Annotated in this window: 11 protein-coding genes; 8 read left to right on the forward strand and 3 right to left on the reverse strand. The window is 71.0% G+C overall.

Features of this window, described 5'->3' with window-relative positions; translation table 11 throughout:
• Nucleotides 1-92: 92 nt before the first annotated feature.
• The 6 genes from ABEA82_RS18230 (at nt 93) to ABEA82_RS18255 (ending at nt 6,665) form a co-directional block, all read left to right on the forward strand.
• Nucleotides 93-1,106, forward strand: a complete 1,014-nt coding sequence (locus tag ABEA82_RS18230) for an ABC transporter permease (protein ID WP_345662589.1) — start codon at nt 93-95, stop codon at nt 1,104-1,106.
• A complete protein-coding gene (locus tag ABEA82_RS18235; RefSeq protein ID WP_345662590.1) occupies nt 1,103-1,933 on the forward strand; it encodes an ATP-binding cassette domain-containing protein in 831 nt (276 codons plus the stop codon). Before ABEA82_RS18230 ends, ABEA82_RS18235 begins: the two co-directional genes overlap by 4 nt.
• A 77-nt stretch (nt 1,934-2,010) precedes the next feature.
• Nucleotides 2,011-3,033, forward strand: a complete 1,023-nt coding sequence (locus tag ABEA82_RS18240) for a LacI family DNA-binding transcriptional regulator (RefSeq protein WP_345662591.1) — start codon at nt 2,011-2,013, stop codon at nt 3,031-3,033.
• A 239-nt stretch (nt 3,034-3,272) separates the two neighbouring features.
• Nucleotides 3,273-3,824: a SigE family RNA polymerase sigma factor gene (locus tag ABEA82_RS18245; protein WP_345662592.1), complete on the forward strand. Its 552-nt coding sequence runs from the start codon at nt 3,273-3,275 to the stop codon at nt 3,822-3,824.
• Nucleotides 3,821-5,179, forward strand: a complete 1,359-nt coding sequence (locus ABEA82_RS18250) for an outer membrane protein assembly factor BamB family protein (RefSeq protein WP_345662593.1) — start codon at nt 3,821-3,823, stop codon at nt 5,177-5,179. The genes ABEA82_RS18245 and ABEA82_RS18250 overlap by 4 nt, the downstream gene beginning before the upstream one ends.
• 304 nt (nt 5,180-5,483) lie before the next feature.
• Nucleotides 5,484-6,665 (forward strand): beta-ketoacyl-[acyl-carrier-protein] synthase family protein, encoded by a 1,182-nt coding sequence (locus tag ABEA82_RS18255; protein ID WP_345662594.1) that lies wholly within the window; start codon nt 5,484-5,486, stop codon nt 6,663-6,665.
• Nucleotides 6,666-6,772: 107 nt separating this feature from the next.
• Here ABEA82_RS18255 and ABEA82_RS18260 read toward each other — a convergent pair whose 3' ends face one another.
• Nucleotides 6,773-8,947, reverse strand: a complete 2,175-nt coding sequence (locus ABEA82_RS18260; RefSeq protein WP_345662595.1) for an ATP-binding SpoIIE family protein phosphatase — start codon at nt 8,945-8,947, stop codon at nt 6,773-6,775.
• 582 nt (nt 8,948-9,529) lie between these two features.
• Here ABEA82_RS18260 and ABEA82_RS18265 point away from each other — a divergent pair.
• Nucleotides 9,530-9,799, forward strand: coding sequence for a hypothetical protein (locus tag ABEA82_RS18265; RefSeq protein WP_345662596.1), 270 nt, complete (start codon nt 9,530-9,532; stop codon nt 9,797-9,799).
• Between the two features lie 53 nt (nt 9,800-9,852).
• Here ABEA82_RS18265 and ABEA82_RS18270 read toward each other — a convergent pair whose 3' ends face one another.
• Nucleotides 9,853-10,260 carry a hypothetical protein gene (locus tag ABEA82_RS18270; protein WP_345662597.1) on the reverse strand — a complete coding sequence of 136 codons (408 nt, stop codon included), beginning with the start codon at nt 10,258-10,260 and terminating at the stop codon, nt 9,853-9,855.
• Nucleotides 10,261-10,291: 31 nt separating this feature from the next.
• Entirely contained in the window at nt 10,292-12,214 is a 1,923-nt protein-coding gene (locus ABEA82_RS18275; protein WP_345662598.1) for a CocE/NonD family hydrolase, read from the reverse strand.
• A 194-nt stretch (nt 12,215-12,408) separates the two neighbouring features.
• Here ABEA82_RS18275 and ABEA82_RS18280 point away from each other — a divergent pair, with 194 nt between their 5' ends.
• Nucleotides 12,409-13,983 (forward strand): AbgT family transporter, encoded by a 1,575-nt coding sequence (locus ABEA82_RS18280; protein WP_345662599.1) that lies wholly within the window; start codon nt 12,409-12,411, stop codon nt 13,981-13,983.
• Nucleotide 13,984: the final 1 nt, after the last annotated feature.

The raw sequence follows: 13,984 nt of genomic DNA on the forward strand, positions 1-13,984 counted from the left end.
CCGCCGTGGGGCGGCCGCCCCCTCGTCCTCCTGCCGCCCTACGAGGACGGACGGGACGGACAAGGACTTCTGTCTTCCGACAAGGACCTCGCATGACTGCCACGTCCACGCCACCCTCCACGTCCACGCCGTACGCGGAGCTCAAAGCGCCGACCACGGTCCGCAGACTGCTCACGCAACCGACCACGGGCCCGCTGGTCGCCCTCCTGCTGGCCTGTGTCTTCTTCTCCGTCTCGACCGACCAGTTCCTCACCGGCGGGAACTTCTCGCTGATCGTGCAGCAGGTCATGGTCGTCGGCACGCTGGCCATCGGCCAGACCCTGATCATCCTGACCGCGGGCATCGACCTGTCCTGTGGGGCGGTGATGGCGTTCGGCAGCATCGTGATCGCCAAGACGGCCGCCGAGGGTTCCCTGCCACCGCTCGCCGCCATCGCGCTGGGCCTGGTCGTCTGCGGCGGCTTCGGCATGCTCAACGGGGCACTGGTGAAGAAGATCCCGCTGCCGCCGTTCATCGTCACCCTGGGCATGCTCAATGTGGCGTTCGCGCTGACGCACATCTACTCGGAGGAGCAGACGGTCAGCAACCTGCCCGGCCCGCTGACGGCCCTCGGGCAGACCTTCCCGCTCGGCAAGACCGACATCACGTACGGCTCGCTGGTCACCATCGCCCTGTTCCTCCTCCTCGCCTACGCGCTGAGCAGCACCAGTTGGGGCCGTCACGTCTACGCCCTGGGCAACAGCCCGGAAGCGGCACGGCTGAACGGCATCCGCACCTCCCGGCTGACCATCGGCGTCTACACCACGGCGGGTGTGCTGTACGGCATCGCCGCCCTGCTGCTCATCTCCCGCACCGGGGTGGGCGACCCGCAGGCCGGGCAGACCGACAACCTCGACAGCATCACCGCCGTGGTGCTCGGCGGCACCAGCCTCTTCGGCGGACGCGGGTCGGTCCTGGGCACGTTCATCGGCGTCCTCATCGTCGGCGTCTTCCGCAACGGGCTCCAGCTGATGGGCGTCGCCTCGATCTACCAGACCCTGATCACCGGTGTCCTGGTGATCCTCGCGGTGACCGTCGACCAAATCTCCCGGAGGAAGGCACGATGACCACCACCGAGACCCCCGTTCTGCAGGCTCGCGGTCTGGTCAAGCGCTACGGCCATGTCACCGCCATCGACGGCGCCGACTTCGACCTGATGCCCGGCGAGGTGCTCGCCGTCATCGGCGACAACGGCGCCGGAAAGACCAGCCTCATCAAGGCCCTCACCGGCGCGGTGGTGCCGGACGAGGGCGAGATACGCCTCCACGGCAAGCCGATCCAGTTCTCCGGCCCGCAGAGCGCGCGCGCCCACGGCATCGAGACGGTCTATCAGGACCTCGCCGTGGCGGCCTCCATGGACATCGCCTCGAACATGTTCCTCGGCCGCGAGCTGCGTCGCCCGGGCATCCTCGGCAGCGCCTTCCGCATGCTCGACAAGAAGCGCATGCGCCAGGAGGCCGCCGAGCACATGGCCGACCTGAAGATCGGCCTGCGCTCGCTGACCCAGTCGGTCGAGACCCTCTCCGGCGGACAACGGCAGGCCGTCGCGGTCGCCCGCGCCGTCGCCTGGGCCCGCAGTGTCGTCGTCATGGACGAACCCACCGCCGCCCTCGGCGTCAAGGAGTCCGGTCAGGTCCTCGACCTGATCCGCCGCGTCCGCGACAAGGGCATGCCGGTCGTCCTGATCAGCCACAACATGCCGCACGTCTTCGAGATCGCCGACCGGATCCACGTGCACCGGCTGGGCCGGCGCGCCGCCGTGATCAAGCCGTCCGACTACTCCATGGCGGAGGTCGTGGCCATCATGACCGGCGCGCTCACCGTCGACGAGTCTGGAGATACTGTCGTAGCGGATTCCGAGGCCGCGAAGGCCGCCGGAGTACAGGCCACCTGACGGCGCAACCCGCTCTCGCACGTTCCGGCCGAGGCCGCGGCCCGGAACCCGGGAGCACTCAGGAGACGGTTTCCTCCATGGCAGCGAGCCGCCGCCCCACCTTGGCCGATGTCGCCCGGGAAGTAGGTGTCAGCGCCAAGACGGTTTCCCGAGTCCTCAACGAGGACGGGCCCGTCTCGGCGCGGACCCGGGAACAGGTACTCGCCGCGGTGGCCAAGCTCGGCTTCCAGCCGAACCTCATGGCCCGCAACATCCGCGTCGGCGGTCCGGACACGACCGTAGGGCTGGTCGTCCCCGACCTGGCGAACCCCTTCTTCGGAGCCGTGGCCCGCGGTATCGAGGAAACGGTCCGGGACCGCGGACTGACACTGCTCATGGGCTCGTCCGCGGACGACCCCGAGCGCGAACGCGCCCTGACGGCACAGTTCCTCGCCCGGCGCGTCAGCATCCTGATCGTCGTGCCGTCCGTCGGCGCCGACCACTCCGACCTCAAGTCGCACCGTACGGCGGGGCTGCCCGTCGTCTTCCTCGACCGGCCCGGAGTCGGCCTGACCACCGACAGCATCGTCAGCTCCAACCGCGCGGGGGCCCAAGAGGGCGTCGCCCACCTCATCGCGCACGGCCACCGCCGCATCGGCTTCGTCGGCGACCTTCCCACCAAGCTGTACACCCGCCGCGAACGCCTCGCCGGCTACCGGGCGGCCCTGCAAGAGGCCGACATCCCCTACGACCGGTCGCTGGTCGCCAGTGCGCACGACCAGCAGGGGGCGGAGGCGGTGACGGCTCAACTCCTCGAACTGCCCGATCCCCCCACGGCGCTGTTCGCCGGGAACAACATCATGGCGCTCGGCATCGTCGCCGAACTCGCCCGCGGCAAACGCAAGGACGTGGCCGTCGTGGCCTTCGACGACGTGTCCCTCGCCGAAGCACTGGAACCGGCCCTGACGGTCGTCGCCCAGGACCCAGGGGAAATCGGCCGCAGCGCCGCGGCCACCGCCCTGGCCCGCCTCGACGGCGACCGCTCCCGTGCGCGCACCATCACCGTGCCCACTCGCCTGATCGTCCGAGGGTCGGGGGAACAGCCGGCGCCCAAGCCGTAGGCGGCCCGCGGTCTCGGCGGTGAAGACTTCCGTAATGGACCAGGGGCCGGTCTCCTCCGAGCAGCCGCCCAATCCCACCCCTCGGCACCCACGGGAAGCGCGATGAAACGGGCTGGTCAGCGCATCCCCGCGAGCGGTGGGGACGCCGCATTCGACTGCCCCCGGTGAACAATCTCGCTCTCTGAGGGATAGCACCGGGCGGCTCGTCGCGTCGTGGTCGTTTGAGAAGGGGAGGGTCGATGAAGGCCTCGAATCACGACGAGTTCCGGGAGTTCGTAGCGATGCGCTCCACCGCGCTGCTGCGGCTCGCGGTGCTGCTCACCGGAGGGGACCGGCATGCCGCGGAGGATCTGCTGCAGATCGCGCTGATGAAGGCTTACGGGCGCTGGGCGCACATCGAGCAGCACGAGGCCTATGTCCGCAAGGTGATGTACCGCCAGCAGGTCAACCGCTGGCGGCTGCGCAGGCACCGTGCCGAGACGACGGTGCCCGTGCTGCCCGAGTCCGGCACGGACGCCGACGCCGGGGCGGACTCCGAGTTGCGGATCGCGCTGTGGGCGGCGCTCGGCCGACTGACGAAACGTCAGCGGGCCGTGGTCGTACTGCGTTACTTCGAGGATCTGCCGGAAGCCGAGGTCGCGGCGCTGCTGGGCTGTCCGGTCGGCACGGTGCGCAGTACGGCGCACCGGTCGCTCGCCAAGCTCCGGGCGCTCGTACCGGAGCTCGGGCCCGAAGGGCCCGCGGAACAGGTCCAGTCGGTCGGCTACGCGCCGAAGGAGGTCCAGGGATGACGACGGAGCGAGTGGAGCGAAAGGTCCGGGAGACGCTGGACGCGGTCGCCCTGGACGGGGTGCGGGCGCCCGGGGACCTGGTCGAGAAGGTGCTGCGGCGGCGCGGTCGGCGCCGTTTCTCGCAGGCCGCGGGGGCGGCGGTCGCCGTTGCCGCGATCACCGTGGGCGCGGTGGTCGGCATCGGGGGCGGCGATACCGGCGAGCACGACCGGCCGGTGCGGCCGGCGGCGTCGCCGGCGACGCCGCCGGAGGGCTGGAAGCCGTGGCAGAGCGGCGCCCCGGGCGACAGCGGGCGGGGCTGTCTGGTGGCCGGTTCCGCGCTGTACTGCGCCGGATCCAAGTACGACGTCGCGAAGTTCGACGCCAACACCGGCAAGCGGCTGTGGACGGTCACGGTCAATCGCGAAGGCGACGGGATCGACCATCCGTTCGCCGCGCGCGACGGGGTGGTGTACGCCTACCGCAACCACACCGCGGAGAACCTGCCCGACGGGGACTACGCCGGCGGTACGGACCTGATGGCCGTGGACGCCGACAACGGCGAGGTGCTGTGGACGGTCGAGATGCCGCAGGACGACCGTACCGGCCAGGCCGCCATGCTCATCGACGGCGCGGTGCTGGCGAACACCCCGTCGGTCCGCTCGGTGTCGGCCCTCGATCCCCTGACCGGCAAGGAGAAGTGGCGCCACACCTGGGACAAGGGCATCGTGTGCCAGCGAGCCGTGCTGAGCGGTGCTCCCTATCTGCTGTGCACGCGGGACACCGAGAAGCCGGACGACACGGACGTCTTCCGTCTTGACCCCGCCACCGGAAACGCCAGGAAGGTCACGACCGTCCCGGGCAGGGCGGAGCTCATCGGGACCTCGGAGGGGCGGATGGTCCTGATGGCGGCGAAGGGCGCGGCAGGCGAGGACCTTGAGCTGATCACCATCAGCGGCTCCGGGCAGCGGACCTCGCACCCCTATCGGAGCGAGGGCGCGGTGGCCGCGTCGGAGATCTCCGGGGACCGTCTGATCTCCGTGTCCCGGCAGGGGAAGGCCTCGGCCTACTCGCTGACCACGGGGAAGACCCTGTGGACCCGCCCGGTGGGCGTCAAGGTGCCCGGTCAGGACACGATGCAGAGCATGGCGTCTCCCGCAGTGTCGGAGGGGCAGGGGGTCGTGTACTTCTTCAGCCCGACCGGAGACCTGTCAGGGCTCGATCTGCGTACGGGTGAGCAGGTCTGGCGCGGTCACGTCGACACCGGCAAGCCGAGGCCCGGCTTCGGGGGCCGGCCCCAACTCCTGCTCTACGAGGACGTGCTGGTCGCCCAGGACGGGGGCAAGGTCTTCTCCCTGCTGCCGCGGGTCGGCTGAGCCGAGCCGAGCTGACTCGACTCGACTCGACCCGACTCGACTCGACTCGACAACGGAAAGGCCCCGGACCGATCAAGGTCCGGGGCCTTTGCGGTGTGTGTGCCGATTCACGCACCCAAAGTCGGCCCAAGTTGCCCAGGTCACAGCGGAAATGTCCTTTTGGTGTCCATGCTCGGATCGCACGCCGGGGCGCCCGAAGTGAAGCGCACCGGCATCGACTTGGTGCGCCCCTCTTCTCCTCCCCCTCTTCTCCTCCCCCTCTTCTCCCCCTCTCCCCCTTGCTCCCCGCAGAAAGGTGCCAACCGTGGCCGCTTACCTGTGTCCTCCTGCCGTGATACACGGCCGGCACACCGTGAAGACCAGCCAGATCGTGGCGGAAGTGCGCGAGCGGCACCCGCACGCGGCGTGGGCGCCGCGGATCGACGGCATCGCGGCCAGTACGGGCATCGAGGCCCGCGGGTGGATGCTGCCGCTGGAGACCGCTGTCGCGCCCGGCGAGGGGAGCGGTCTGGCGGCCGGGGTCGGGGCCGCCCGAGAGGCGCTGGCCCGCGACGGGTTCGCCGAGCCGGACGTGGACCGCGTGATCGCCTCGCTCGAGGCGATACCGGTGCCGCAGACCGTCCAGGAGCGCACAGCACCGGCCTGGGCGGCCGTGCGGTCCTACGGGGAGCAAGCGGCGCGTGGGGCTCTGCAGATCGCCGGGCTGGACCCCGCGGACGTCGACTGCCTGATCACCAGCAACTCCACCACCCCGGCGCTGCCGGGCCTGGACGTCGCCCTGGCCGACAGACTCCCGCTCCGCCAGGACGTGACGCTGCTGCCGGCCACGCAGTGGGCGTGCATCGCCGGGACTCGCTCCCTCGCGCTGGCGGCGGATCTCGTGGCCGCGGACCCCGACCGGGTGGTGCTGGTCGTGATCGCGGAGGCACTGAGCACGACGTATCAGCCCGCGGACGACACGCTGGAGTCGTTGATCGTCCGGTTGCTGTTCGCGGACACCGCGGTCGCCGCGGTGGTCACGGGCCGCCCGAGGCCCGAGTCGGTGCTGCGGCTGGACGCCGCCTGGCACCACACCCTGCCCGGCACCCAGGACCTGCACCGCCTGGAGACACGGGCGGACGGCACCCACTTCGTGATGGACCGGCGCGGGCCGCGCGCCGTACAGGAGACCGTCACCGCCATGTGGGAGTGGCTGCGCACCCGACACCAGGACGATCCCGGCTCCTGGCACCCCGACGTGCTGCTCGCGCACCCCGGCGGGACCCGGGTGCTGGAGTACATGGAGCAGACGATGCCCGACGGGTGGCCGTCGGGGCTGCTGGACCACAGCCGGGACAGCTACACCAGCGGCAACCGCGGCGGCGCCGCCGTGTTCGACATCCTGCGCAGGGCGCACGACAGGGGGCTGGAGCCGGGCAGTCGTGCCGTCCTGTACGCGGCGGCCCCGGGGCTCACGGCCACCGCCCTGGAAGGGGAGTGGCTGTAGCCGTATCGGCGGTCGGGCCGAAGGGCAGCGGCTGTTGCCCGCATCAGCGGTCGGGCCGCCCGGCTCGGCTTCGGGGGCGGGCCGCCCGGCTCGGCTTCGCGGTCCCGTCACCTCGCGACCGCCGCCCAGACCACCTTGCCGGTGTCCGTCCACCGCACCCCCCACCGGGTGGTGAGTCGGTGCACGACGTGCAGACCACGGCCGGCGTCGTCGAGGAGCGCGCCCGGGCCCAGCCGCGGCCTGCCGTTGCCGGTGTCGCCCACCTCGCACAACAGCCCGTGACCGGTTCTGATCAGCCGTACCGTGATGGGGCCGCGGGCGAAGCGGACCGCGTTGGCGACCAGCTCGTCCACCACCAGCAGCACGCTGTCCCTGGTGTCGTCCCTGGTCCGCCATCGCTTCAGCAGCGCGGCGACCAGCGTGCGGGCCCGGGCGGCCGCGTCGTCGCGGGCGGGCAGGCGCCAGGTCGCGGTGTCCTCCTTGCGGTAGCCGATCATGCGGGCGAGCAGCAGGGTCACGTCGTCGCGCCGCCGCACGGGCGCCAGCTCGGAGACCACGTGCCGGGCGGCCTGCTGGAGGGCGTCCCAGGGGTGCACCGCGGACACGGTGTTCGCCAGCCTGCCGATGCCCTTGTCGATCGACACGGCGGGATCCTCCACCAGGCCGTCGGTGTAGAGGGCGAGCAGCGAGCCCGGGGGTGCGGCGAACACGTGCACGCCGAACGGCTCCCGCAGCGCGAACTCGGCGCCCAGGCCGGGGTGGGGGCGGACCGCGACCGGGCCGGCCGGTCCGTCCGGGGGCACCAGGACGGGCGGGAGGTGGCCCGCGCTGGACAGCGCCACGCAGTGGCTGACCGGGTCGTAGACGGCGATGCAGCAGGTCGACCCGAGGGCGCTGTAGCCGGCCGCCAGGCCGGACTCCGCGTCGTCCAGCAGCGACACGGTCTCGTCCAGATGCTCCAGCACCTCGTCGGGCGCCAGCCCCGCGGAGAGCAGCGCGCGGGCCTCCATGCTCAGCTGTCCCATGGTCGCCGCGGCCCCCAGGCCGTGCCCGACGACGTCTCCGACCACCAGCGCGGTACGGCCGTCCGGCAACGGGAAGCTGTTCACCCAGTCACCGCCGACGCCCGCGCTGTCGGGGGTCGCTGGCTGGTAGACGCTGGCGGTCTCGATGGTGTCGCCGCCGGTCCGCGGCAGCAGCCGGCGCTGCAGGGCCAGCACCTGCGTGTGCTCGCGCTGGTGGCGGCGGGCCAGGTCCACGTGGTGAGAGGTCCTGGTCACCAGTTCCTGGAGGTCGAGCAGCTCGCTGTCGTCGAAGGGGCGGTCCGCCCGCCGCCAGATCTCCGCCACGCCCAGGACGACGGGCGGCGTGCCGTCCAGGATCAGCGGTATGCACGCCACGCCCGCCGCCTGGTCGCCGGGCACCAGCGCACGTACCAGGCGCGGGCTGCCGAGTACCCGCTCGATCGCCGTCCGGTCGGGCAGGACGAGGGCCTGAGCGTCGTCGTCACGGCGTATCGCCTGCGAGAGCAGGCGACTCGCGTCGCTGGGAAGGTCGTCGCCCGGGGTCACGTAGCCCTCGGGCCACGCCCGGTCCGGCACCAGGGCCGCCCGCCGCAGCCGGATGCGCCCGTGCGGCCGCTCGGTGACGCCCTCGCCCGTCCACACGGCGAAGTCGAGGTCGACGGCGGCGACGTCTCCCCAGGCCAGCAGGGACTCCGCGAGCGACTGGGCGGTCTCGCCGATGTCCAGCGAGGTGCCGATCGCGGTCTCGGCGGCGTACAGATGCAGCCTCCTGGCCATGGCGATCAGGGAGACGGTCAGGCCCTCCTGGGGCGGCGCGGCGGCCAGGATGCTCATCGAGACCACCAGCTCCGACCCGTCGCCGCGCCGCAGGCGCTGGACCCGGGCGACGTGCGGCTCACCGGTTTCGAGGACCTGCCGCAACCGCCGGGTGACCGTCGGTACGTCCCCGGGAGGCAGGAGATCGACGAAAGGGCTTCCGGCCACGGCGTCCAGCCCCGCGAATACGGGGGCGGCCAGGTTGTAGCCGGTGATCCTCAGGTCCTGGTCCAGGTTGACCGCGCCGAGGATCTGCTCCTGAGGGCCCGGGGCGGGGTCGGCGGTCAGGCGTCGGCGGGCGGGGCGGTCGGGACGCGGGCCGGGGGAATCGGTGGCGGCTGCCGCTCCGCCGCGCGGGATGTACCGCCCCAGGGCGCTGCTGACCGTTTCGAACGGTGACGAGGACGAAGGGGGAGGAGAGGGGGAGGGTGTGGAGTCCATGCGGCTCTCTCAAGCTCGCTCACCGACCCCGGCACGGTGCCGGGGCCGTATCAGCCCACGTGCGACAGGGGCCCGACGTTCCTGATCGGACATTTCATTCAATAACACCCGGGGCTGCTTCGCCTACATCAGTGGGTCGCGAGCCGGATGCGCAGTGATGGGGCGCGACGCTCGGTGACCACTAACCCTCATCGGTGAGCCGGTCAACCGGATTCGGCGCGTATGGCCGATATCCAGTCAAGTCATTGCCGTTTCTTGTGCGAGCACGTTCGCTTATGTGAGGCTCTTGATCGCCAACCGGGGGAGGTGTCGACCGCACGCGTTTATCGCCCCTCGGGAAAATCACATCGGTTCGAGGGGGACGAATTGAACGTCAAGCCGCGCGGAATCTTTCTGAAGTCAGCCCTGTGCGCCGGTGCGGCCCTGATCGCCGCACCGTCCGTGTCAGGAGGATCGGCAGCGGCCACCACCGGTGGTGCGGCGGCCGGGCCCGTGGCGTGGTCCGCGACGCACGGAACCGCCACCGCGGCGGGTACACGATGGACCGAGGCGAGTGACAGCGGAGCACCCTTCTCAGCCCTCGTGATCGAAGGCGAGCTGCGCAACAGCGGATCCGAGTGCTACTCGGTGTGGGTGCGGTGGATGCGTGACCTCGTCCCGGGGCCCTACACCAAACAGGCAACGCAGTGCGGCACCGGCTCGGCGCCCGTGAACATCCGGCTGGGCGCCTACTTGCCGACGACCACCGGCGACCTGAAGGTGTGCCGCGGAAACCAGGACACCAAGGACTGCGGGGAGCCGGTGTCCCTCACTTCCTGGCCGGTCACCGGCACCTCCCGGGCGGCCGGCTGACCGCGTGGATGAAGGCCGCCCACGGATCTGTGCGGGCGGCCTTCATCCGAGTCTCAACTCCTGTCTGCGATCCAGTCGGCGGACCTCACCAGAGTCGGACCACTGACTTCTTCGGCACCGGAGACGTATGCGAGCCATCGGAGTTCGTCACAGGCGAAGAAGGATTCGCCCCATGTGTCGACCCAGATCCGCACCTGATGGTCTCCTGGTCGGGTCAGGTCCCACCAGGCCCACCCTCGGAACTCGGAGTCGGGGTCGAACTGGTACAGCCATTCCTGTAGATCCCACGTGCCCTGCCCGATCGCGGCGGCGTAGCGCTCAACACCTCGTGACGCGAAATCGGGGACCGGCCCGGGTCCTCCCCCGCTGACGGCCGCGAACCAGTCCGGAATCCCGCCGACAGGCAGGTCCTCCCCTTCGAACGACTGCGTGACCGCCAACTGAAGGGCGGGGTCGAGCACGCACGTTTGCTGATCGCGGTGTGCTGCCCGGTCATCGCAGCGCGGACGCTCCCCCCTCCAGCCACACCCGCAGGTGGGAAGAACGCCCCGCGTCCATGTGGACCGTGTTCGTCGCTGTCCTGGTGCGGCGCGCCGTTGCCTCGGGTTCGCCGGTGTTGGTGTTGACGTCGAAGCGGGGGAAGTTGCTGGAGGAGATGTCCAGGCGGATGCGGTGGCCGGTGGCGAAGAGGTTGGCCGTGTCGGGGGCCGTCACCTCGATCTCGTAGATCGTGCCGGGGGTGAGCGGCTCGGGGTGTTCCCAGGAGCGGTGGAAGCGGCAGCGGACTATGCCGTCGGTGAGGTTCATGGCGAAGCCGTGGGGATAGTCGGCGTTGGGTGGGTGGACATCGATGAGTTTGATGGTGAAGTCGGTGTCGGGGGCTGACGTGGAGATGTGGAGCCGGGCCGAGACCGGGCCTGCCAGGACCACGTCCCGCTCCAGGGGCGGTGTGCTCAGGCTGATCACGTCCGGGCGGGAGTCCAGGGGGAGGTAGGGCTCGCGGGCTCCGTGGACCCGGGCGTCCGGGGCGTTCTGGTCGTACGCTCCGCCCGTCATCACCGGTTCGCCCGAAGTGACTTGGCCTCCCATGGTGGGGACCGGGTGGCGGGGGTCGAAGTCGTAGGTGACGGCTGCGACGGGGGCGGTGGGCGGGGTGGTGGACAGGGCGCCGTCGGTGGTGAGGTACAGGTTCACCGGGGACGTCGACTCCGGGGGCCAGCTCGTGTCCGTGCGCCAGGTGCCGCCGTGGCGCATCCGGCCTGCCGCGTCGCGTCTGCCGTCGCCTCCGCCCATGAGGAAGTACTGGACCGCCGGGAGGTCCTCTCCGGTCGCGTCCTGTCGGCCCAGCGCCCTGTCGAACCAGCGGCGGCGGAACTCCAGGTACGAGGGTGCCAGGTTGCCGTCGAGGGTCGAGCGGGGGCCGAAGTCCACGTCGCCGGAGTGCGTCTCGCACCGGTGGCCGTGTGTCCACGGGCCCATGACCAGGTAGGAGGGGGCCGACTTCAGCTTCCGCAGGGCGGTGAAGTTCTCGATCGTGGAGCGGACGTAGGGGTCGTACCAGCTGCCCATGTGCAGGCTCGGCGCGTCCGGGAAGCGGTCGTAGAAACCCCGGCCGTAGATCGCCGGGGTGCGGTAGTAGTCGCCGAACGTGTCCTGGCGCCACTGCTCCAGCAGGTAGTTCTCGTACGCGGGGAGGTGGCGGAGGGGCGTGCAGCCGGGGCGCCACGGGAGTGCGCCGAACCAGCCCGCCACGTCCACCCGCAGCAACGCCTCCGACAGCACCGGGTCCGAAGCCGCCTCCGGGCTGCTCAGCGCCTGCCGCAGGGCCCAGGTCACCTGCTTCAGTTCGAAGGCGCCGCCCATGCGCAGCCCCGCGTCGTACGCCGAGGAGAAGCCGCCCGAGTCCTGGAACATGGCCGCCGGGCCCGAGGTGCCCTCGGCGGCCGCGGCGGCCTGGCAGTGCGCCGAGTAGGAGACGCCCGTCATCACGACCCGGCCGTCGCACCACGGCTGTTCCTTGATCCAGGCGATCGTGTCCGCGCCGTCCGGGCCCTCACCCAGGTACTTCACGAAGGTCCCCTCGGAGTCGCCTCGGCCCCGGCAGTCCTGTCGTACGACGTGGTAGCCGGCGTCGGTGAAGTGGCGGGCGATCTCCTCCGGCCTCGGGAGCGGCGCGTCGGCGCGGTCCTGGTCCGAGCCTCGCTGGGCACGCCGGCCGTAGGGGGTGCGCTCGAGGAGCACCGGGAGCGCGGTCGTCTCCGGTGCGGGTGAGGCCGAGTACAGGTCGGCGGCGAGGGCGACTCCGTCCCGCATCGGGACGTGGAGCGTGCGGCGCCACAGGGCGCCGTCCTGGAGGGTTTCCGGTCGGCCGGTGCGGGTGGTGGCGGTGGCGTGGGGTGTGTCGTACGAGGTCACGCTCGTGACGCTATGCAGTCGCCCGGGGCGGGGGCGATCACTTGACGTCATGAGGTCAACTGTGGCGCCGAACGGTGACGGGAGCGGACACGGGTCCTACTGTGCAGCGCAAGCAGGACTGCCGTCCTGATTTCTCCCTTTCCTCCCCTTCCCGCCTCCCTTTCGTGTCCTCCCCGTTCCCACAGGAGACCGCCATGAGCACACCCGTCCACCGCACCCCGGAGGTGCGGGCCCCCGAGCCCGGCGAGGAGGGGCGGGGCTCCCGGCTCCTCGACCTGGTCGAGCGTGCGGGAAACGCGCTGCCTCATCCGTTCTGGCTGTTCTGGATCCTGGGCGGGGTCGTCGCCCTCGTCAGCTGGGTGCTGAACGTGTCCGGGCTCCGGGTCGAGGATCCGTCCTCGGGTGATCTGGTGGGCGTGCGCAGCGCCCTGTCGGCGGACGCCGTGCGGGACCTGGTCACCGGCGCCGAGGAGTCGTTCGTGACCTTCGGCCCGCTCGGCATCGTGCTGATGGTGATGCTCGGCGTGGCGGTCGCCGAGCGTTCGGGGCTCTTCGAGGCGCTGGCCCGCCGGACGCTGTCGGGTCTGTCGCCGCGGTCGGTGGTGCTGGGGGTGGCTCTGGGCGGCGTGCTGGGGAAGTTCCTGTCGGACTCCGCGTACGTGGTCCTCATACCGCTGGGGGCGGTGGCGTTCCGGGCCGTGGGGCGCTCCCCCATGCTCGGCATGATCGTCGCGTTCGTCTCCATCAACGCGGCGGGCGACGCCAACCCGCTGATCGCGCCCGGTGACGCGCTGTTCGCGTCGGTGGCCACGGAGTCCGCGCAGCTCGTCGACAAGGACGTGGTGGTCCGCGCGACGGACAACATGTACTTCACCACCGTCTCGGCGTTCCTGCTGGCCGGCACCATCGCCCTGGTCGTGGACAAGATCCTCGCCAGACGCGAGCACCGGCTGGTCCCCGACCCGGACCTGGAGGCGGCGGCGGCCCGGCAGGTGGTCGCGGCCGGGGTCGACGACGCCACCGAGCTGCGCGCCCTGAAGCTGACCGGAGTGGCCGTGCTCGGCTACGCCGCGCTGATCGTGCTGGCGATGGTGCCCGGCTCGTCGCCGCTGCGCGGCGAGGGGGGCGCCATCGTGGAGTCCACCTTCATGGACGCCATCGCCGTCTTCCTCACCGTCTTCTTCCTGATCGTCGGCACCGTGTACGGGCGGCTCACCGGGCGGATCAGCGGCAGCCGCGCGATCCCGGAGTTCATGGCGGACGGGGTGCGTTCCATCGCCCCGCTGCTGGTGCTCTTCTTCGCCGTGTCCCAGTTCCTCGCCCTGTTCAAGTGGACCAACATCTCCACGGTCGTCGCGGTCGAGGGCGCGGACTTCCTGAAGCGGCTGGGCGCGCCCACGCTGCTGCTGTTCACGCTGCTGATCGTCGTGGTCGCGCTGATGAACCTGCTCATCACCTCCGGCTCCGCCCTGTGGACCCTGGTCGCCCCGGCGCTGGTGCCGATGCTGATGCTGCTCGGCACGCAGCCGGCCACCACCATGGCGCTCTACCGGATCGCCGACTCCTGCACGAACTCCATCACCCCGATGAGCACCTCGTTCATGCTCTGCGTCGGCTACCTTCAGACCCTGCGCCGCAAGGCCGGCATCGGCACCCTGGTCTCCTTCACGCTGCCGGTCGCCATGATCATGCTGGCGGTGTGGGTGCTGCTGTTCTTCGCCTGGTACCTGCTGGGCATCCCGCTCGGCCCGGGGGCGCCGGTGCGGTGAG

This window comes from Streptomyces venetus (assembly GCF_039540295.1).
Lineage (GTDB): Bacteria > Actinomycetota > Actinomycetes > Streptomycetales > Streptomycetaceae > Streptomyces > Streptomyces venetus.

Bases quoted from the DNA above. Each gene is read 5' to 3' on its own strand.
- ABEA82_RS18230 (WP_345662589.1), top strand. From the start codon at position 93: ATGACTGCCACGTCCACGCCACCCTCCACGTCCACGCCGTACGCGGAG.
- ABEA82_RS18235 (WP_345662590.1), top strand. From the start codon at position 1,103: ATGACCACCACCGAGACCCCCGTTCTGCAGGCTCGCGGTCTGGTCAAG.
- ABEA82_RS18240 (WP_345662591.1), top strand. From the start codon at position 2,011: ATGGCAGCGAGCCGCCGCCCCACCTTGGCCGATGTCGCCCGGGAAGTA.
- ABEA82_RS18245 (WP_345662592.1), top strand. From the start codon at position 3,273: ATGAAGGCCTCGAATCACGACGAGTTCCGGGAGTTCGTAGCGATGCGC.
- ABEA82_RS18250 (WP_345662593.1), top strand. From the start codon at position 3,821: ATGACGACGGAGCGAGTGGAGCGAAAGGTCCGGGAGACGCTGGACGCG.
- ABEA82_RS18260 (WP_345662595.1), bottom strand. From the start codon at position 8,947: ATGGACTCCACACCCTCCCCCTCTCCTCCCCCTTCGTCCTCGTCACCG.
- ABEA82_RS18280 (WP_345662599.1), top strand. From the start codon at position 12,409: ATGAGCACACCCGTCCACCGCACCCCGGAGGTGCGGGCCCCCGAGCCC.